The organism is Nocardioides sp. CFH 31398, assembly GCF_022436705.1.
GTDB lineage: Bacteria > Actinomycetota > Actinomycetes > Propionibacteriales > Nocardioidaceae > Nocardioides.
The window spans coordinates 84,815-105,043 of record NZ_JAKUHT010000002.1; the positions used below are offsets into that span (position 1 = coordinate 84,815).

Here is a 20,229-nt window from a genome sequence, read left to right on the forward strand (position 1 = left end):
ACCTGGCCTGGAAGGGGACCATGGAGCACCACGTGGACGGGAGTCCTCTGCTCGGGGTGAGCTTCGACCACTACTGCCGGCTGGTGCGGCGGTTCCTCGACGTCCCGGTCGCGCTCGTCACGATCGTCGAGCCGGACCGGCAGGTGTTCCCCGGTTCGCTGGGCCTGCCCGAGCCGTGGGCCTCGCGGCGCGAGACACCGCTGACGCACTCGTTCTGCCAGCACGTGGTCGCCGAGCGAGCGCCGCTCGTGGTGTCCGACGCCCGCCGCGACCCGCGACTGCTCGACAACCTCGCGATCGACGACCTGGGTGTCGTCGCGTACGCCGGGTGGCCCCTGACGAACGCCGCCGGCCAGGTGGTGGGCTCGCTGTGCGCCATCGGCCCCGAGCCGCGCGAGTGGAGCGCCAGCGACCTCGCCGGCCTGGAGGACCTGGCGCAGGCCTGCTCCGCGGAGATCCAGCACGTGAGCGCGCAGGCGGCGGCCGGCGTGGACCTCGCCCGCGCGATGGTCGACGCCGCCGAGGTCGCCCTCGCGCTGTACGACGACGGCGGGCGGCTCCTCCTCGCCAACGCCCGCGCCGAGGCGCTGGCCGTCGCGGCAGGCTTCGACCTCGACGTCGCGCCCCACGCCGGGACGCGGGTGGTGCGCGCCGACCGCCGTGAGGCGGTGCCCGCGGAGGAGCAGATGGTGCCGCGGGCCCTGCGGGGGGCGCTGCGGCACCCGGAGGTGCAGTGGCTGGGCGCCGGGGACGGGCAGGTCGCGGTCGTGGCCAGCGGCCACGCCCTCACCCTGCCGGACGGCCGGGAGGCCACCCTGCTCGTGGCGCACGACGTCACCGAGCTCGCCCACTCGCTGGAGGTCCGCGAGCGGTTCTCCGCGACGGTGTCGCACGAGCTGCGGACGCCCCTGACGGCCATCCTCGGGTTCACCGAGATGCTCGCCGACGAGGTCGACGGCTCCGCGGCCCGACTGGTGCAGCGGATCCGCGGCAGCGCGACCACCCTGCAGGACCGGGTGACGGACATCCTCGCCGACGCCGGGCGACGCGGTCGCCTGGACCTGCGGGCCACCGACCTGCACGCCCTGGTCACCCGGGCGGCGGAGACGCTCGCCTCCCCGGCGGCCCAGCGGGGGGCCACGCTACGGGTGGCGGGGGAGGAGACCTGGGCGACGCTGGACCCGGGCCGCGTCGAGCGAGCGGTGGAGAACCTGCTGTCCAACGCGATCAAGTACGGCCCGGAGGGCGGTGCGGTCGACGTCGAGGTCCGCCGCGGCACCGACCGGGTCGAGGTGGTCGTCGCCGACGAGGGCCGCGGCCTGACCCCGGAGGAGGTCGAGCGCGCCTTCGAGCTCTACTGGCGCGCCGACAGCGCGCGGACGGCCGACGTCCCGGGCAGCGGCATCGGGCTGCCGCTGGTCCGCGAGATCGCGAGCGAGCACCGGGGGAGCGTGCGGATGGAGAGCCGTCCGGGGCGGGGCACCACCGTGACGCTCACGCTCCCGCGGGTGCCCGCCTGACCCCGGCGGCGGACATCTCCTCGAGCGCGGCGTCCGAGGTCGCCGGCGCCACCCCGGCGTGCAGGCCGTCGAGCAGCGTGACGTCGAGGCCGTGGCGCCGGGCGTCGAGCACGGTGGCGCGCACGCAGTAGTCGGTGGCGAGCCCGGCGACGTCGACGGCCCGGACGCCGAGCCCCGCGAGGAGCTCGGCCAGGGTCGACCCGCTGTGGTCCCCGCCGTCGACGCGCCCCTCGAAGCCGGAGTAGGCGGGGACGCCGCGGCCCTTGCGGACGTGGTGGGTGATCCGGTCCACCTCGAGGCCGGGGGCGTAGTCGTGGCCGGGGGAGCCGTCGACGCAGTGGGGCGGCCAGGTGGTCGCGAAGTCGGGCTCCTCGCCGGGCGCGGCGAAGTGCCCGCCGTTCGTCGAGTGGCTGTCGTGGTCGTCGCGGGTCGCGACCACGGCGACGTACTCGTCGCCGTGCTCGACGAGGTGGCGGGAGATGGCCTCGGCGACGGCGTGGCCGCCCTGGACGGCGAGCGAGCCGCCCTCGCAGAAGTCGTTCTGGACGTCGACGACGAGCAGGGCCCGCGCCGGGCCGCCCGCTTCCTGGTTCGCGGTCATGGCCCCATCATCCCGCCCGCGCCGACGCCCGGGCCGTGCCGGGGCCGTCAGCCGGTCGGCACGCGGACGCCGACGGGCAACCTCCGGGCGCCGCCGGTCAGGGCCTCGTCCCCGAGCCGCAGCGTGGGGTGGCGGTAGGCGCCGAGGTGGTAGAGGCCCTTCACGCCGGTCGCGTACACCGAGCCCACGCCGGGCTCCCAGTCGTCGACGACCCGGTAGCGCCCGGTCGCGGGGTGGTCGCTCCCGCCGGGGACCAGGCCGGGGTCGCCCCCGCGGATCGGTCGGGTCCCGACCCGCCAGGCGGCGACGGTGCGGTCGAGCCCGGGGGCGTGGCGGTCGACCTGGTCGAGGGCGTGACGCAGAGCGGCCGCGGGCTCCGCCGCGGCCGTCACCGGCACCTCGGCCCGCAGCCAGGCGGTCGCGCGACCGCGCGGGGCGCGGGCCGGGTCGACCACCGACGGCTGGCCGACGGCGATGGGGGTCTGGTCGAGCCGCTCGACGTGGACGACGGGGGAGGCGCGCAGGTCGGGGTCGGCCCAGGGGACCGGCCGCCGCAGTGCGAGGTGCGCCTCGAGCTGGACCGTCCGCTCCGCCCGCAGCCTCTCCGGGTCCGGGAAGGCGGCAGCCCCCCTGCCGGGCTCGTGCGGCGCCGGGCCCTCGCCCAGCAGCTCCTCGTGCAGGCGGGCGGCGTCCGTGGCGGCGAGCACGGTGCCGAGCGCCTCGAAGCGCCGGCCCTCGGAGATGACGGCCACGGCGCGCCCCCGGTCGACCTCGATCCGCTCGGCCGTCCGGTCGAGGAGCAGGTGCACCCCGCGCTCGAGCAGCAGGCCCAGCAACGCGCTGCTGAAGCGGGCGGCCCCGCCACGGACGGCCGGCATCCCGGTCTCGTGCAGCGCGAGCACGGTGGCGGGGAGGGCGAGTCCTCCCAGGACGTCGTCGGACCGCAGGCCGAGGGCGGGGAGCCAGGGCAGCCAGAGGCGGGCGACCTCGTCGCCGCGGAACCGGTCGGCGAGCAGCTCGGCGGCGCTGAGCGCGGCCGCCCGGCCGACCTCCGGCTCACCGCTGTACGCGGCGACGCGCAGGCCGACGCCGTCCACGGCGAACATCTCCCGGCGGCCGACGCCGGCGCCCAGGCCGCGACGGGCGCCCGGGGCGAGCCGCTCGACGCCCCGCAGCAGGCCGACGTACGCCGCGGCGTCCCGGGGGTCCGCGAAGGCGGCAGCGGTCGCGCCGGGGTCCCGGTGGGCGACCAGGGTGCCGGCGTCGCCGACGGTGGCCGTGAGCGGGCCGGGTGTGGAGAGGTAGTCGAGCCCGTGGCGGCGCAGGTCGTCGGCGAGGCCGGCGTGGGCGGGTCCGGACAGGAAGTGGAGGTGCCACAGCGTGAACGCGTCGTGCACGTGGCCCGGCAGCGTCAGGTGGTCGAGACCGACCTCGGTGCTGCCGGTGAACTCGCCCAGCACGGCCACCGCCCACCCGTTGCCGGCGAGCTCGGCGGCGGCGAGGAGTCCGTTGAGGCTCGTCCCGACGACGACGGCGTCGTAGGTGGAGGTGGACAGCACCGGACGCGGGCGGTGCCGTCCGGTGGTCGGGGCAGGGAGGGTGGTGCCGTCTGTCGTCATGCTCGGGCTTCCGTCGCGGGGGGTGACGAGGATGCACCGCGAGACCCGGACGGACCCTGCATGTCCATCCGAAACCTCGGGTGAGGCGATGTTAGGCCGAAATCCCGCGCGCGTGGGGGAACTTCTGCCGACGAGCGAGCAGAATCACCTCACCGCGGAGAGGAACCGCTCCACCAGCGGCCCCGCGGTCACCGACCCCGACGTCCCCGTCTCGACGAATACCGCCACCGCCAGGTCGCCCCGCGTGGCGATCATCCAGGCGTGGGTCGGCAGGTCCCCGTCGCCGCCGGCCTCGCCGTACTCGGCGGTGCCGGTCTTGGCCCCCACCTCGCCCGGGAGCCCGGCCAGCACGCTGCCCGAGCCGTCCGTGACCACGGTGCGCATCATCGTGCGCAGGCTGCGCGCCTCCGCGGCGGTGAGGGGCTCGGCCGGGTCGGTGGCCTCCGCCTCGACCTCGGGGACCAGGCTGGGGACGACGCGCTCGCCGGCCGCGACCGACGCCGCGACCGCGGCCATCGCGAGCGGACTGGCGAGCACCCGGCCCTGGCCGATCATCGACGCGGCCTCGTCCGTCGCGCCCTCGGGCTGCGGCACCTCGCCGAAGAACGACGTGAAGCCGACGTCGGCGTCCTCGCCCAGGCCGAGGGCCGCCGCGGCCTCGGCGAGGTCGCGGCCGCCGAGCCGCTCGACGCCGGCGCCGATGAAGGCGGTGTTGCAGGAGTCGGCCAGCGCGCGGGTCAGCGTGACGTCGCCGAGGCCGGCGGCGGGGTAGTCGTCGTAGTTGGTGAACGTCCGGCCGTCGACGTCGATGCCGGGCGGGCAGGCGACCGTGTCCTGCGGGGTGAGGCCCGAGCGCAGCAGCGCGAGGGCCGTGACGACCTTCATGGTCGAGCCGGGCGCGTAGCGACCCTCGGTGGCCGTGCTGAAGCCCTCGCTCCCGGGCCCGCTGGCCGCAGCCAGGACGGCGCCGTCCGAGGGGCGCAGCGCGACCAGGGCCGACGGGACGTCGGCGGGGACGCCGTCGGCGAGCACTCGCTCGGCGGCGCGCTGCGCGTCGAGGTCGAGGGTCGTGCGCAGGTCCTCCCCGTCGGTGGCCCGGGCGACGAACAGCTCCCGGCGCTCGTCCGAGCTGCCGGCGGCCACGACCTCGGCGCCGTCGATCGAGCGCAGCTGCTCGTCGTACCGGAGCTGGAGGCCGGACAGGCCGACGACGTCACCGGCCTCGATCTCCCCGTCCGAGGACTCGACGACCTCGGCGGTCGCCTCGCCGACCCGACCGAGGATCGGGGCCGCGAACTCACGGGTCGGCGCGAGGGGCAGCGTGTCGACGACGGCCGCCGAGCCGGGGATGTCGCCGAAGTCGCCCGGCACGAGCTCACGGGCGTCCTCGGGGCGCAGGACCAGGGCCTCGACGAAGGCCTCGTCGCCCGAGCGTCGGACCTCGTCGACGTACGGCGCCACCTCGATGCCCAGGCCCCGCGCGATGCGGCGCGCGCTGTCGGTGGTCTGCCGGGCTCCGCCGACCCGGGTCTTGTCGAGCCCGTAGCGCCGGACCTCACGGTCGACGACGATCGGCTGCCGCCCGGCGCCGAGGATCCGGCCCCGCTCGCCGGTGGTCGAGAACAGCCCGAGTCGGTCCTGGGGCCGCAGTCCGGCGGCGAGGGTGCCGGGACGCCAGTCGACCAGCCACGCGCCCTCGACCTCGGTGAGGTTGGCCGTGGTCTCGTAGGCCCACTCCTGGCCGGCGATCTCCCAGGTCCAGGCGAGCGGTGCCCTCGCGGTGGCGCCTTCGGCCTCCACCTCGCCCGCCTCGACCACGACCTGCTGGTCGTCGAGGGGCTCGACCAGCTCGGCGAAGTCCTCCTGGGAGGCGAAGTCGACGAGCGGCACCCCGTCGAGGGTGTGGTCCGACAGCTGCTCCGCGAGCAGGTCGGCGACCTCGGCGGCCTCGGCGGTCGGGTCCTCCTCCTCGGCCGGCTGGCCGGAGCAGGCGGCGAGGGCGAGGGCCAGGACGGCGCAGGCGGCGAGGCGACCGGGGCTCCGAGACATGCCGACGATCCTCGCAGGCACGACCGGCACGGGGCGGTCACGACTGCCGCGACGGGCTCCGGTGTCGCGCTCAGCGGCCTTGTGGCTCCTGCGGACCCGGTCGCAGGATCGAGCCGACCTCCCCACCCGTCCCGACAGGAGCACCCCGTGAGCGACACCCCACCCGAGATCGAGAAGGCGCTCGCCGACGCGGACGCCGAGTTCGCGAGGCTGGACGACGCCCTCGCGCTGTGCTCGGACGGCGACCTGCACCGCGGGCACTTCGACGGCGGGTGGACGCCGGCCGAGGTGGTCTCCCACATCCACGTCTGCGTGATCATGTGGCTCGGCAACCTGCGCCGGCTGGAGTGCGACCCGGACCTGCGCTTCTTCTACCGCGAGGCCATCGGCCACGACCTGACCGGTTTCCCGCCGCCCACGGTCGCGGAGGCCCGCGGCCAGCTGGAGACCACCCGCCGCACGATGGCCACCGCCGGCGGCGTCCTCACCGGCGAGCTCGCGGCGCGCGTCGTCGAGATCCCCGACCTGGGCACGATGACCGTCGAGGAGTGGACGCCGCTGATCGTCGGCCACGCCGCCATGCACGTCGGGCAGGCGCTGACGGTGATGGAGAACCGCGGCTTCGGCCCGTACGCCTCGACCGCCGGCAGCGCGTCGTGAGGGCCGCCGTCCTCACCGGGCTGGAGACCGTCGAGCTGCAGGAGCGCCCGGAGCCCACCGCCGACCCCGGCTGGGTCGTGGTGAAGGTCGAGTCGGCGTCGCTGTGCGGCACCGACGTCCACCAGTACGACGGCCGCATCGACACCCCCTTCCCGCGGGTGCCGGGCCACGACTTCGCCGGCGTCGTCGAGAGCGTCGGCGAGGGCGTCGACGAGGCGCTGCTCGGCACGAAGGTGGCGGTCAAACCGTCGCTGCCGTGCCGGGAGTGCGAGCAGTGCGGCAAGGGCAAGCCCGCCGACTGCCCGCGCAAGAAGCTGATCGGGCTGTGGTCCGACGGCTGCATGACCGAGAAGGTCACCGTCCCGTCGGTCAACCTCATCCCTCGCCCGGACGGCGTCGAGGCCTGGCAGGCGTCGCTGCTCGAGCCGCTGGCGGTCGGCCTCAACACGGTCGACCGGCTGCGGATCCTGCTCGGCGAGACCGTCGTCGTCCTCGGGCAGGGCCCGATCGGGCTGGCGCTGACCCGGCTGTGCGCGCTGTCGGGCGCGGGCAAGCTGATCGTGACCGACGCCCGCGAGGCGCCGTTCGAGATCGCGCGGTCCTACGGCGCCACCGACTGCGTGAACGTCGCGGAGACCGACGACCCGAAGCAGGCGATCCTCGACCTGACCGAGAAGGGCGCGGGCGCCGACATCGTCATCGAGACCAGCGGCTTCCCCGCGTCGTCCGCGATGTGCCTGGACCTGGTCCGCAAGGAGGGCAAGCTCGCCCACATCGGCTGGGCCAACGACCTCCCGCCGCTCCCCGTCGTCCCGATCATGGCGAAGACGCTGACGGTGTTCGGGATCGGCGGCAACGGCGGCCGCGGCCAGTACGAGCGCGCCCAGGAGCTGGTCCGCACGGGCCGCTTCGACATGGGCCCGCTCGTCACCCACCGCTTCGGCCTCGACGACGTCGCCGAGGCCTTCGCCGTGGCGTCCTCCAAGCGGGACGGCGCGATCAAGGTGATCGTCGAGCCGTAGGGCTCAGGCAGCGTCGGCGAGCGTCGCCACGGGACAGCCGCTCCCGCAGGGGTGAGGCTCGACCCGCACCCCGCGGGAGCGGAGGAACCGCACCACGAGCACCGTGGTGCGACAGGTCGCCCCGAACACCTGCCGGTAGCCGAGACGAACGGTGGCGCCGCCCTGGGCCGCCAGCTCGAGGTCGCGCTGCAGGTCGTCCTCGCGCTGGGTGGCCGAGGCGTGGTGCGCCCGACCGTCGAGCTCGACCACGGCCTGCCCGTCGTACGACGCGTCGCGGTAGCGGGTGCCGGACGAGGTCACCACCCGGTCCTGCCAGCTGGCACGGGGCAGACCGTGCGCGCGCTCGACGCGGACGAGGTAGCCGTGCTCGAGGACGGAGGTCGTCCCGGCCCGCAGGTCGGTCGGGACGGCTGCGATCCAGGTGCGGCGGGTGAGGCGTGGACGGAGCTCGAGCGCGGCGAGCAGCCGCTCGGGAGTCGTCCGCCGGTCACCGCAGGCCTGGGCGAGCACGCCGACGGCGGCGAGGTCGTCACGGGCGTCGGCGGCGAGGCACAGGACGGCGTCCTCGAGACGCTGGCGGGGAGGCGAGGTGGTCAGGCGCACCGTCTCGTCGAAGCGGGTGAGCCGCTTGACGACCACCCAGGGCGGTGTCCGTGGGCGCGAGCGGCGACGCTCGATCGCCACGTGCACGGGGCCGCTCGCGGAGGGTGGACGCAGGACCGACGCCCCGTAGAGGCCCGCCGGCCAGCACGAGAGCACGGCGACCCAGGCGCGCTGTGGCCCGGTCAGCGGCCCGCAGTGGTCGACGAGGACTCCGGTCGTCGGCCGCGACCACCGCCCGGTGTCGACCATGCGGCAGAGGTCCTTGGGTCGGACGCCCGCGGCCACGGCCTGCCGCCGGGAGATCACCCCGTCCTGGCGGTCGAGGAGCTCCCGGACCTCGCGAACGCTGGTCGGGCTGGGCACGCCCGAAGGCTGCCCGAGATCGCCCTCGAGCGTCGCGCGCGCGGCAACGACCTGTGGACGACGCGATGTGTGGCGGATACGACCCCGGGATCGGGGTCATATCCGCCACGGATCACCCCGCGGCGTGCTTGTACGGGTCGGGCGGGAACCAGCCGGCGGCGACGACCTGGTCGGACCAGGCCCGGACGCGGGCGGCGAGGGGGTCGAGGTCGGAGCCGAGCCGGTCGACGACGGGCTGCTCGGAGGCGTCGGTGGTGGCCTCGAGGCCGTCGCGCAGGGTGCGGCCGGCGGGGGTGATGGTGTCGCCGTCGGCGAGGCCGCGCTCCTCGAGGGAGCGGCGTCCGGCGGCCATGACCTCGGGGGACCAGCCGCGGGTGCCGGTGTAGGCGTCGGGCTCCCAGCCGACCCAGAGCTCGGTGAGCATGTTGGCGGTGACGCCGTCGAGGCCGGCGCCGACGCAGGCGGTGAGGTGGGCGTCGCCGCGGTGCTCGCGCAGGACGGTGCAGGCGTGCCACAGCCGCGCCCACGGCTCGTCGGGGACGTCGAGGGCGTGCAGCCCGGCGTAGAACGGGCGGCCCAGCATCGAGTGGCCCGCACCCGCGGCCAGCAGCGCGTCGGCCGTCTCGCGGACCTCCGGCCCGGGCTCGCCGCAGGCGGCGGTGAGGGTCGCGGTGACGCCCTCGACGCGGGCGGCGCGGATCTCGGCCAGCGAGCAGCGGGAGCGGGCGTCGTCCCACACGCCCCTGACCAGGCCGGGCTCGAAGACGCCGAACGCCGCGGCGACGACCTCGCCCTCGGGCTCGCCGAGCTGGCTGCCGCGCCCCCACACGTAGCCGGTGAGGAAGTCGAGGCCGTGCGCCGCGAGGGCGTCGTACGCCGGCTCCCCCCAGTAGCAGCACATGGCGACGGCCTCCATGGCGTCGCGGAGGCGGCGGGCCGGCGTGTGCCAGTCCAGCTCGTGGGCCTCGCCCTCCCGGGGGGCGAAGAAGGCGGCGCGGGCGTCGGCGTAGTCCATGGCGGCAGGATGCCCCCGCCGGGCCGGTGACGAGAAGGGCCGCGGGCGTGGTTCGCGGCGACGGGACACGGCTTCGCACCGGGCGGCTACTGCCCGCTGGACGGCACCGGGAGGATCGACCGGGTGAGTGCCGTCGAGCTCGTCGAGGTGGGTCCGCGCGACGGACTCCAGAACGAGGACCGAGCCCTGCCCCCCGAGACCCGCGTGGCGCTGGTCGAGCGCCTGGTCGCGGCCGGCGTACGACGCCTGGAGACGGTGAGCTTCGTGCGCCCCGACCGGGTGCCCCAGATGGCGGGGGCGGAGGAGGTGATGGCCGCGGTGCCGACCACGGCGCCCGACGGCACGCCGCTCACCCACGTGGGGCTGGTCCTGAACGAGCGGGGCGCGCGCCGTGCGGTCGAGACGGCGGTGGGGGAGATCAACGTGGTCGTCCCGGTCACCGACGAGTTCTGCACCCGCAACCAGGGGACGACGGTCGACGGGATGCTCGACCACGCGGCCGCCGCGGTCGAGGTCGCCCGCGGCGCCGGCGTCGGGACGTCGGTGACGCTCGCCGTCGCGTTCGGCTGCCCCTTCGCCGGCACCGTGAGCACCGAGCACGTCGCCGGCGTCGTCGACCGGGTCCTGGCGCTCGGCGTCGACGAGCTCGCCTTCGCCGACACCGTCGGGGTCGGCGTCCCCACGCAGGTCGCCGCGCTGGCCGACCTGCTGCCGCGGCTGCCCGACGCGCCCCGGCTGCGCTTCCACTTCCACAACACCCGCAACACCGGGTACGCGAACGCCTGGGCGGCCGTCGCGCTCGGACGGCGGGTCGCGCTCGACGCCTCCGTCGGGGGGTTCGGCGGGTGCCCGTTCGCGCCGGCGGCGACCGGCAACATCGCCTCGGAGGACCTCCACTACATGCTCGAGCGCGCCGGCGTCGCCGTCACGCCCGTCGACCGGGGCGCCCTCGTGGACACCGCGGGGTGGCTGTCGAAGGAGCTCGACAGCGGGGTCCAGGCGCTGCTCGGCAAGGCCGGGGAGCCCGCGTGAGCGACCCCGACGTGCGGCTGGACCGCGACCGCCCCCTCGCCGGCCTGCGCGTCGTCGAGCTCGGCAACTTCATCGCCGCGCCCACGGCCGGCCGCCTGCTGGCCGACTTCGGCGCCGAGGTCGTCAAGATCGAGCGGCCGCGCACCGGCGACGAGCTCCGCAACTGGCGCCTGTACGCCGGGGACACCTCGATGCTGTTCCGCACCATCAACCGCGGCAAGCGCTCCGTCGCGCTCGACCTCAAGGAGCCGGAGGGCCGCGACGCCGTCCTCGCGCTGCTGGCGCGCTCCGACGCGCTGCTGGAGAACTTCCGCCCCGGCACGCTCGACCGCTGGGGCCTCGACGCGGCGACGCTGACCCGCGTCAACCCGGAGCTCGTGGTGGCGCGGGTGTCGGCGTACGGCCAGACCGGGCCGATGTCGCGGCGTCCGGGGTTCGCGGCGGTGGCCGAGGCCTTCGGCGGCATGCGGGAGCTCGTCGGCGAGGCCGACCGGCCGCCCGCGCGGGTCGGGGTGAGCATCGGCGACTCGATCGCGGGCCTGTACGCCGCGTTCGGGATCGTCATGGGGCTCTTCGACCGCGAGCAGCGCCGCCGGCTGTCGCAGCCCGCCGTCGGGCCCGACGAGCGCCACGTCGACGTCGCGCTGCATGAGGCGGTGTTCTCGATGATGGAGTCGTTGGTGCCCGACTACTCGGCGTACGACGTGCTCCGCGAGCGCACCGGCGGACGGATGGAGGGCATCGCGCCGTCCAACGCCTACCAGTGCGGCGACGACGTCTCGGTGGTCGTCGCGGGCAACGCCGACAACATCTTCGGCACCTTCATGCGGACCATCGGCCGCGACGACCTCGCCGACGACCCCGACCTGGCGCGCAACGCCGGCCGGTGGGCGCGCCGCGACGAGCTGGACGCGGCCATCGAGTCGTGGACCCACGCCCGCACCCGCGCCGAGGTGCTCGCCGCGCTGGAGGAGGCCGGCGTCCCGTCGGGCCCGATCTATGTGGCGCCGGACATCCTCGACGACCCGCAGTACGCCGCCCGTGACATGGTCCAGTACCGCTCCGTCGACGTGGGGGGCTCCGACCGCGAGGTCGCGTTCCCCGGCGTCGTGCCGCTGCTGGGCGAGCGGTCCCTGCCCGTGAACGACCCCGGCCCGGACCTCGGGGCCGACACCGAGGCCGTGCTGGCCGAGCTGGAGGACGAGCGATGACCGAGACCACCGAGCGATCAGCGGCCACGTCGAGCGGCGACGGCCCCGACCTCGAGACGCTGCGGGCGATCTCGCGCCGGGTGCTGTGGCTGTCGTCGGCGATCGTGGACGCCGCCAACCGCCAGCGGCCCAACGACACCGGCGTGAAGGTCGGCGGCCACCAGGCGTCGTCCGCGTCGATGGTCGACATCTGCGTGGCGCTGTGGTTCCACGAGCTGACGGCGCGCGACCGGGTGTCGGTCAAGCCGCACGCCTCGCCGGTCCTGCACGCCATGAACTACCTGCTCGGCGACCTCGACGCGTCGTACCTGACGACGCTGCGCGAGAAGGGCGGGCTGCAGGCCTACCCGTCTCGGTCGAAGGACCCCGACACCGTCGACTTCTCCACCGGCTCGGTCGGCATCGGCGCGACGGCGACGCTGTGGGCGGCGATCGCGCACCGCTACGTGCGCTCGCAGTTCCCCGCGGTCCACTCGGACGAGGGGTCTCCTGAGCACCCCGGCCGCTTCGTCAGCCTGCTGGGGGACGCCGAGCTGGACGAGGGCGCCATCTGGGAGGCCGTCGCCGACAGCCAGGTCGCCGGGCTCGGCGAGCTGCTGTGGGTCGTCGACATGAACCGGCAGTCGCTGGACCGCGTCGTCCCCGACATCCAGATCGAGCGGCTCCAGGCGATGTTCTCGGCCGCGGGCTGGCAGGTCGTCACCCTGAAGTGGGGCCGGCTGATCTCGGCGCTGTTCGAGCGCCCGGGCGGCGACGAGCTGCGCCGGCGGCTCGAGGCGATGCCGAACGAGGAGTACCAGCGGATCCTGCGCGCCGACTCGACCGAGGTCGCCGAGCGGATCATGGGCGGCGACGAGGCGACCGGGTCCGACGAGCTGTGGGCGCTGCTGCAGTCCGTGCCGACCGCGCACCTCGCGGCCGCCGTCCGCGACCTCGGCGGGCACGACCTCGGGCTGCTCGTCGACACCTTCGGCAGCATCGACACCACCCGGCCCACGGTGGTGTTCGCCTACACGGTCAAGGGCCGCGGTCTGCCGACCGAGGGCCACCCGAACAACCACTCGGCGCTGCTGACCGAGGCGCAGATGCGGGCGCTGGCCGACGCCTGCGGGACGTCGCTCGAGGACCCGTGGGCGGGCTTCGCCGACGACAGCGCCCCCGGGGCGCTCTGCGCGCGGCGTCGGACGGCGCTCGCCCGGACGCCGCACGTGCCGGGGGAGCGGGTCGACGTCCCGCTCGAGCTGGGGCACCCGCACCGCAAGGCCATCTCCACGCAGGCGGTGCTCGGGCGGATGCTCGCCGACCTCGTCCGCGACGCCCCGCAGGTGGCGCAGCGCGTGGTCACGTGCAGCCCCGACGTGGCGTCGTCCACGAACCTGGGCGGCTGGATCAACAAGACCGGCGTCTGGGCCTCCTCGGAGCGCCGCGACTGGTTCGCGGACGACGCCGAGCGGGTGCTGCGCTGGTCCGAGGCGCAGGGCGGGCAGCACATCGAGCTGGGCATCGCCGAGGTCAACCTCGTCGGCCTGCTCGCCGAGCTCGGCGCCACGTGGTCGCGGTGGGGCGAGCGGCTGATCCCGATCGCCACCCTCTACGACCCGTTCCTGGCCCGCGCGCTGGAGCCGTGGTCGTTCGGGATCTACGCGGGCGGGCAGTCGATCCTCGTGGGGACGCCGTCCGGGGTGACCCTGGCCTCCGAGGGGGGCGCGCACCAGTCGGTCTCGACCCCGTCGATCGGGCTCGAGCAGCCGGGCTGCGTGGCCTGGGAGCCGGCGTTCGCGCAGGACCTCGAGTGGACCTTCCTCCACGCCATGCGCTCCGTCGGGGTGCCGGGCGGGACGTCGGCGTACTTCCGCCTGTCGACCCGTCCGCTCGACCCGGCGCTGGCCCGGGTGCCCGAGGACGCCGCGCTGCGCGAGCGTCGACGTCGCCAGTCGGTGGCGGGCGGCTACCGCCTCACCGACCACGACCCGGCCACCGAGGACGTCGTCCTGGTCGGCGCCGGGGCGGTGATGCCCGAGGTGCTCGCGGCGGCCGACCTGCTGGCCGAGCGCGGGCTGGTCGCCGGTGTGGTCTGCCTGACCAGCGCCGACCTCGTGTTCCGGTCCTTCCAGCAGCGGGGGAGTCGCGACGCCGGCGTCGGGTCGGGGATCCTCGACCTGCTCCTGCCCCCGCAGCACCGGGCGCCGATCGTCACCGTGCTCGACGGCCACCCGCACACGTTGTCGTTCCTCGCCGGCGCCCGGGGCGACCGGATCCGCTGCCTGGGCGTCACCGAGTTCGGCCAGTCCTCGAGCCTCACCGACGCCTACGCCCACCACGGGCTCGACGCAGGCTCCGTCGCGGGCGCCGCGCTCGACCTCCTGGGGCGGTAGCGGGGCCGGCGCCGGGTCGCTGCCTGCACCACCCAGGCGATCCCGGAGGGCGAGACGGCCGGAATGCCGGGGACGGCTTCCTACGCTGTGGTCGTCGTCACAACGGTTCTCCCGCCCCCGGAGGTCCTCCGATGTCCCTCGCCGCCGTCCCCACCCTGCCGTTCGCGGAGCGAGTGCTCGTGCTCGCCTGCAGCGCCCGCCGGGACGCCGCGCGGCGGGCCGGGCCGCTGGGACTGCGGGCGCGGGTGCCGGGGGTCGTGCTCGAGGCGCCGGCGGCGGCGGTCGAGGTGCTGCTGGCCGAGCTGCTGCCCACCTGCCGGGCCCCGGTCGGCGCGGGCCTCGAGGTCGACGTCGACGTCGCCAGCGAGGCGGGTCAGGGGGTGGTGCGGGCCGCGGAGTTCCTGCTCGCCGAGCTCGACCGTCCCGGCGGGCTGGCGACCTGTGCCGTCGCGCGGGCCGAGCTCGAGCGCTACGTCCTCACCCGGGTGCTGCTCGGCGGGCGCCACCGGTGGGCGGAGGCCCTCGCCGACCACGACGACCGCTCCCGGCTGGGTCGCCTCGCCCCGGTGGTGGCGTACGTCGAGGAGCACGCCGACGCCGAGCTCACCCCCGAGCTGCTGGCGCGGGTCGGCTGCGTCAGCGTCCGCACCCTGCACGCCGCGTTCGCGGAGCGGCTGGGGGTCCCGCCGATGGCGTACGTGCGGACCGTCAGGCTCGCGAGGGTCCGCGCCGAGCTGCTCGCGGGCGACCCCGACGGCGTCCGCGTCACCGACGTCGCCACCCGCTGGGGGTTCTTCCACCAGTCCCGGTTCGCCCAGCAGTACCGCGAGCGCTTCGGGGAGCTCCCCAGCCAGACCCTGGCGCGCTGAGCGAGGGGGCATCGGACGGCAGCGAGCGGATAGCGGACGGCGCACGACGGACCTAGCGTCAGTCGGGTGACCGCGACGGAGCAGACCCCGCAGACCCAGCTCGAGACCTTCCGGCTGTTCATCGGCGGCGAGTCCGTCGACGCGGCCTCGGGGGCCACCTTCGAGTCGACCAATCCCTACACCGGCCAGTCGTGGGCGGTGCTCGCCGACGGCGGCCCGGAGGACGTCGACCGCGCCGTGGCGAGCAGCCGCGCGGCGTTCGAGGGCGAGTGGGGCGCCATGTCCGGGTTCGACCGCGCGCGCATCCTGCGCCAGGTCGCCCAGGCCATCACGGACAACGCCGAGCGGCTGGCGCTGCTCGAGGTGCGTGACTCCGGCAAGCTGATGCGCGAGATGCGCGGCCAGCTGAACGGCCTCGGCAACTGGTACCTCTACTTCTCCGGCCTCGCCGACAAGCTCGAGGGCCGCACGGTCCCGCAGCTCGCCCCGCAGACCTACTTCGGCTACACGCTCAAGGAGCCGGTCGGCGTCGTCGGCGCGATCACCCCCTGGAACTCGCCGCTGCTGCTGCTCACCTTCAAGCTCGCGCCGCTGCTCGCCGCCGGCTGCACGTGTGTGGTCAAGCCCAGCGAGCACGCGCCGGCCTCCACCGTCGCCTTCGCGCAGGTGCTGCACGAGGCGGGCCTGCCCGCGGGCGTCCTCAACGTGGTGACGGGGTGGAACCGCGAGACCGGCGAGGCGCTCGCGAGTCACACGGGCATCGACAAGGTCGCCTTCACCGGCTCGACCGCGACCGGTGCGGCCGTCGCCCGCGCCGCGGTGTCGAACATCAACAAGGTCACCCTGGAGCTGGGCGGCAAGTCGCCGCAGGTCGTGTTCGCGGACGCCGACCTGGACGCCGCCGCCAACGGTGTCGTCGCGGGCGTCTTCGCCGCCACCGGCCAGACCTGCATGGCGGGCTCGCGCCTGATCGTCCACGAGTCGGTGAAGGACGAGCTCGTCACCAAGATCGCCGAGCGCGCCCGCACCATCGTCCAGGGCGACCCCACCGACGCGGACACCGAGATGGGCCCGGTCGCCAACGCGCCGCAGTACGAGAAGGTGCTCGGCTACCTCGAGACCGCGCGCTCCGAGGGCGCGGAGGTGGTCGCCGGCGGCGGGGCGAACGACGAGCTCGGCGGGCTGTTCGTGAAGCCGACTGTCGTCGTCGCCGAGCCCGGCTCGACCATCGTCCGCGAGGAGGTCTTCGGGCCGGTGCTGGCGGCGTACACCTTCACCGACGAGGACGAGGCCCTCCGCCTGGCCAACGACACGCCGTACGGGCTGGCGGGGGCGGTGTGGACGAAGGACGTCCACCGCGCCCACCGCGTCGCCGGGAAGCTGCGCGCGGGCACCGTGTGGATCAACGCCTACCGCGCGGTCGCGCCGAACATGCCGTTCGGCGGCTACGGCATGTCCGGCATCGGGCGCGAGAACGGCCAGGAGGCGGTGAACGAGTACCTGGAGAACAAGTCGGTGTTCGTCGAGCTGACCGGCGGCACCCGGGACCCCTTCACGCTGGGCTGATCCGGACGGGGCCCGGCCAGGCCCGCTCTGCGGTCCAGACCGCTTGCCCCGGCCCGTGGTCTTCGCGGACGGCGGCCGCCATGCTCCGCCCATGCGAACCCCTGCCCTGCTCCTGCTCGGTGCCGTCGTCGGGATCGGCGCTGCCGTGCCCGCGACCTCCGTGGCCGCCCCCACCACCCGTTCCGCGGGAGCGGACGCCGGGTGCGCCACGCCGCTCTTCGACGCCCCGGTCCGGGCGGGTGACGCGCGCCGGGAGGACCCCGCAGGGTTCCGCACGGCCCTCGCCCGGGAGCCCGGGTCGGCGGGGACGGTCGCCGCGGCGGCGGGTGACCGGACGCTCTGGCTCGACCGGTGCGGTCGGGCGTTCTACCGCGACCTCGCCCCCGACGACCTCCCCGGGACGCCCGCGGCGGCCGCCGTCGGCGAGGACGTCGACGTCCTCGCCCTGCACTCGTCGCCCGGCTCCGACCGGACGATCTACCTGGACCTCGACGGCCACGTCGCCACCGGGACGCACTGGAACGCCGTGTGGGGGATCGACGAGGTCGACACGGCGGTCTACGACTTCGAGGGCGACCTGACCACCGACTTCACGGAGGCCGAGCGCGCCGAGGTGTTCGCCCTGTGGGAGGCCGTCGCGGAGGACTTCGCGCCCTTCGACGTGGACGTCACCACCGCCGACCCCGGCCCGGCGGCCCTCACCCGCAGCTCCACGAGTGACCGTGAGTACGGGACGAGGGTCGCGATCGGGGCGAGCCCGAGCGGGATCGGCGCCTGCGGGCCGTGCGGCGGCGTCGCGTTCCTCGGGGTCTTCGACGAGGTGGGCGAGGGCATCCACGACGACCTGCAGCCGGCCTGGGTGTTCACCGACCTCCTCGGGGGCGGTCGGGACGGCCGGATCGTGGCGGAGGCGGCCTCGCACGAGGTCGGACACACGCTGGACCTGCAGCACGACGGGCTGGACGGCCTCGAGTACTACTCCGGGCACGGCCGGTGGGCGCCGATCATGGGTGCCGGGTACGGACGGACCGTGACCCAGTGGTCGCGCGGTGACTACCCCGCGGCGAGCAACACCGAGGACGACCTGGCGGTCATGGCGCGCGGCGGCGTCGCACCGCGGGTCGACGACCACGGTGGGGCCGACGACCCCACCCCGCTGGCGAAGCGCGGCGGGTCGAAGGTCGCGGACGGCGTGGTCGGGACGTCGGCCGACGTCGACGCCTTCTCGTTCGCCCTGCGGCGGGCCGGCACCCGCCGCATCACCGTCCTGCCGACCGGCCAGGCGAGCAACCTCGACGTCCGCCTCACGGTGCTGGACGCCGCCGGGAAGCGTGTGGCCCGGGTCAACCCGCCCGTGCCGGCCGGCGACGACACCGAGAAGCAGCCCTCGCCGGCGTGGCTGGCGGCCGACACGGCCGGACCTCTGCCGGCGGGGCGGTACACCCTCCTGGTCGAGGGGATGCGGGCCGGCGGGGCGTCGCGGCCGGGGTGGTCGGACTACGCCTCGCTCGGCGGCTACCGGGTCTCGGTCGCGCCGCTGGGCTGACGGTCGGTCCCGGGGTCGCGGTCGAGCGGTCGGCGACGGGGCCCCAGCTGGACTGGACCGAGATCGACGACCGCGGCTGGCGAAACTTCGTGGGCCAGGTCGGCACGTCACCAGCCGGCTGGTGAAACCTGCGACTCACGTGACGCCGCCGGAGCCGGCGCCAGCGCCCGCGCCCAGCGGCGGCGGCAGGCGACGGCGAGGGTCAGGGCGAGCGTCGTGGCGGTCACGGTGACCGTGAAGGCCGCGGTGTGCCCGGCGCCCACGGGGGCGAGGTCCGCGAGGCGCCCGGCGGTGCCGGACCCGGCGGCGTACCCGACCCCGGTGGCGGCGGCGAGCAGGGTCATGGCGGCGCCGACGCGGGCCGGCGGCACGATCCGCTCGCCGAGGCTGAACACCGCGATCATGTACGGCGCCACGGCGAGCCCGAGCAGCGCGACGGCGGCGACCCCGGTGGGCACCGAGGAGACGAGCAGCAGGGGCAGCGACAGCACGAGCAGGCCGGCTGCGGCCCAGCGGACGCGGCGGTCGTGACCGACGTGCTCGGGCAGGTACGCCGTCGCGAGGCCGGCGAAGACGCTGCCGACGCCGAGCGTCGCGTGGATCATCCCCGCGGCGCCGGGCTGGCCCGCGGCGGTCGCGAGGGCGGTCGCGCCGGTCTGGACGGAGCCGAACACGGTGCCGATGAGGGCCTGCGCGGCCATGAGGGTGAGGAAGACGCCGGTCACGAGGCGACCGCCCGTGGCGCCGCGGGAGGCGCCGCCGGTGAGGCTCGCCGTCCGGTGCAGCGCGAACGCCGTGCCGAAGACGGCGAGCAGGCCGGCGGCCACGACCAGTGAGCCGCCGGGGGACACCGCGACGGCGACGGCGCCGACGAGGGCCGGGCCGAGGACGAAGGAGGCCTCGTCGGCGGCGCCCTCGTAGGAGAACGCGGCGTCGACGAGGCGGCGCTGGTCGGCCCCGGTGCCGGCCGTCACGGGGCGCCACCGCACGCGGGCGAGCGGCCCGACCTGGGGCAGGACGAGACCGGCCAGCGCGGCCAGCCCGACCAGCGCGGCCGGGTCGGCGTCCGCACGGGTGGCGAGGACCAGGGCGACCAGCGCCACGGCGCCCGCCAGCGACTGCAGCAGGACGACGGGGCGCTGGCCGGAGCGGTCGGCGACCGCGCCGGCGACCGGGGCGCCGACGGCGTTGGCGACGGCCAACGAGCCGGCCGCGAGACCGCCGAGGCCGTAGGAGTCGGTGGCGCCGGCGACCAGCAGCAGTGTGCCGAGCTGGCTCATGGCCAGCGGCAGCCGACCGAGGAAGGCGACGACGACGTACGCCGGTCCGGCGAGGCGGACGAGGCGTCCGTAGGAACGCAGGGGTGACACGGGAGCGGCTCCAGGTGTGCGCAGGGTGCGGGGGTACGGCTGACAGCCGCGCCGACCCACCTCCAGAACGCGGACGAACCCTGTGCTCCCTCCAGTGTGCCAGGAAGTGAGGCATGCCTTCCCTTTCTGGAATCGTTCCAGAAAAGGTGGGAGGGTGGGGTCAACCCACCGACGACAGGCGCCACCGGCGCCAGGAAGGAGACCCCCGTGGTCGACACCCTCAGCACCGAGCAGCACGTCGCGCACCCGCCGTTCCAGGCCTCCGAGAAGCTCGCCACCCACCTCCAGGCGCTCCTGGTCGACCTCACCGACCTGCACCTGGTCGGCAAGCAGGCCCACTGGAACGTCGTCGGCCCGAACTTCCGCGACCTGCACCTGCAGCTCGACGAGGTCGTGGACGACGCCCGCACCTTCTCCGACACCGTCGCCGAGCGCATGCGCGCCCTCTACGTGACCCCGGACGCCCGCGCGAAGACGGTCGGCGAGCAGTCCAGCCTCCCCGAGTTCCCGCAGACCGAGGTGGACACCGCCGAGACCGTCGACCGCATCGTCGCCGCGATCTACGCCGTCGCCGGCACCGGTCGCCGCATCCACGACGAGGTCGACGCCGAGGACCCGACGTCCGCCGACATCATCCACTCGATCCTCGAGCGCCTCGAGCAGCTCGCCTGGATGATCGACGCCGAGAACCGCGTCGCGAACCGGAGCCTGCCGCGCCCGGTGCACCGCTGAGCCAGCGGCTCACCGCAGGGCTCGCCGGAGCCCCACGACACGTCCGCCGGGTGGTCTAGACCACCCGGCGGATTCG

The 20,229-nt window shown here is 75.5% G+C and carries 16 protein-coding genes; 10 read left to right on the forward strand and 6 right to left on the reverse strand.

From position 1 onward, the window contains the following. The first annotated feature begins 20 nt into the window (after positions 1-20). On the forward strand, positions 21-1,520 hold the full coding sequence (locus tag MJ876_RS02180) for a GAF domain-containing sensor histidine kinase (protein WP_240234408.1): 1,500 nt from the start codon (positions 21-23) through the stop codon (positions 1,518-1,520). Here the strand turns inward: MJ876_RS02180 and MJ876_RS02185 are convergent. From MJ876_RS02185 to MJ876_RS02195, 3 genes are all read right to left on the reverse strand, one after another. Then, positions 1,495-2,121: an isochorismatase family protein gene (locus MJ876_RS02185; protein ID WP_240234409.1), complete on the reverse strand. Its 627-nt coding sequence runs from the start codon at positions 2,119-2,121 to the stop codon at positions 1,495-1,497. The two genes, MJ876_RS02180 and MJ876_RS02185, sit on opposite strands and share 26 nt — an antisense overlap. Positions 2,122-2,168: 47 nt before the next feature. Next, entirely contained in the window at positions 2,169-3,740 is a 1,572-nt protein-coding gene (locus tag MJ876_RS02190; protein WP_240234410.1) for an NAD(P)/FAD-dependent oxidoreductase, read from the reverse strand. Between the two features lie 144 nt (positions 3,741-3,884). Then, positions 3,885-5,789 (reverse strand): penicillin-binding transpeptidase domain-containing protein, encoded by a 1,905-nt coding sequence (locus MJ876_RS02195; protein WP_240234411.1) that lies wholly within the window; start codon positions 5,787-5,789, stop codon positions 3,885-3,887. Between the two features lie 147 nt (positions 5,790-5,936). Here MJ876_RS02195 and MJ876_RS02200 point away from each other — a divergent pair, with 147 nt between their 5' ends. Both MJ876_RS02200 and MJ876_RS02205 read left to right on the forward strand, forming a co-directional pair. After that, complete coding sequence (locus MJ876_RS02200) at positions 5,937-6,449, forward strand: DinB family protein (RefSeq protein ID WP_240234412.1); 513 nt, start codon at positions 5,937-5,939, stop codon at positions 6,447-6,449. Further along, the gene (locus MJ876_RS02205) at positions 6,446-7,471 is read left to right on the forward strand and encodes a zinc-binding dehydrogenase (protein WP_240234413.1); all 1,026 of its coding nucleotides are present in this window, start codon (positions 6,446-6,448) and stop codon (positions 7,469-7,471) included. The genes MJ876_RS02200 and MJ876_RS02205 overlap by 4 nt, the downstream gene beginning before the upstream one ends. 3 nt (positions 7,472-7,474) lie before the next feature. Here the strand turns inward: MJ876_RS02205 and MJ876_RS02210 are convergent, their stop codons facing one another. Both MJ876_RS02210 and MJ876_RS02215 read right to left on the reverse strand, forming a co-directional pair. Then, complete coding sequence (locus MJ876_RS02210; RefSeq protein WP_240234414.1) at positions 7,475-8,437, reverse strand: type IV toxin-antitoxin system AbiEi family antitoxin domain-containing protein; 963 nt, start codon at positions 8,435-8,437, stop codon at positions 7,475-7,477. 112 nt (positions 8,438-8,549) lie between these two features. Then, positions 8,550-9,452, reverse strand: coding sequence for a MarR family transcriptional regulator (locus MJ876_RS02215; RefSeq protein WP_240234415.1), 903 nt, complete (start codon positions 9,450-9,452; stop codon positions 8,550-8,552). A gap of 123 nt (positions 9,453-9,575) precedes the next feature. Here MJ876_RS02215 and MJ876_RS02220 point away from each other — a divergent pair, with 123 nt between their 5' ends. The 6 genes from MJ876_RS02220 to MJ876_RS02245 all read left to right on the forward strand — a co-directional run bounded on the left by MJ876_RS02220 (position 9,576) and on the right by MJ876_RS02245 (position 18,051). Continuing rightward, positions 9,576-10,484 (forward strand): hydroxymethylglutaryl-CoA lyase, encoded by a 909-nt coding sequence (locus MJ876_RS02220; protein WP_240234416.1) that lies wholly within the window; start codon positions 9,576-9,578, stop codon positions 10,482-10,484. Beyond that, positions 10,481-11,695 (forward strand): CaiB/BaiF CoA-transferase family protein, encoded by a 1,215-nt coding sequence (locus MJ876_RS02225; RefSeq protein WP_240234417.1) that lies wholly within the window; start codon positions 10,481-10,483, stop codon positions 11,693-11,695. The genes MJ876_RS02220 and MJ876_RS02225 overlap by 4 nt, the downstream gene beginning before the upstream one ends. Next, complete coding sequence (locus tag MJ876_RS02230) at positions 11,692-14,070, forward strand: pyruvate dehydrogenase (protein WP_240234418.1); 2,379 nt, start codon at positions 11,692-11,694, stop codon at positions 14,068-14,070. Before MJ876_RS02225 ends, MJ876_RS02230 begins: the two co-directional genes overlap by 4 nt. A gap of 131 nt (positions 14,071-14,201) precedes the next feature. After that, positions 14,202-14,939: a helix-turn-helix transcriptional regulator gene (locus MJ876_RS02235; RefSeq protein WP_240234419.1), complete on the forward strand. Its 738-nt coding sequence runs from the start codon at positions 14,202-14,204 to the stop codon at positions 14,937-14,939. A 66-nt stretch (positions 14,940-15,005) separates the two neighbouring features. After that, entirely contained in the window at positions 15,006-16,505 is a 1,500-nt protein-coding gene (locus tag MJ876_RS02240; RefSeq protein WP_240234420.1) for an aldehyde dehydrogenase, read from the forward strand. Between the two features lie 91 nt (positions 16,506-16,596). Beyond that, positions 16,597-18,051, forward strand: coding sequence for a hypothetical protein (locus tag MJ876_RS02245; protein WP_240234421.1), 1,455 nt, complete (start codon positions 16,597-16,599; stop codon positions 18,049-18,051). 107 nt (positions 18,052-18,158) lie between these two features. Here the strand turns inward: MJ876_RS02245 and MJ876_RS02250 are convergent, their stop codons facing one another. Continuing rightward, a complete protein-coding gene (locus MJ876_RS02250) occupies positions 18,159-19,421 on the reverse strand; it encodes an MFS transporter (protein WP_240234422.1) in 1,263 nt (420 codons plus the stop codon). A 207-nt stretch (positions 19,422-19,628) separates the two neighbouring features. On the opposite strand from MJ876_RS02250, the gene MJ876_RS02255 reads away from it, so the two are divergent. Further along, positions 19,629-20,153, forward strand: coding sequence for a Dps family protein (locus MJ876_RS02255; RefSeq protein ID WP_240234423.1), 525 nt, complete (start codon positions 19,629-19,631; stop codon positions 20,151-20,153). Positions 20,154-20,229: the final 76 nt, after the last annotated feature.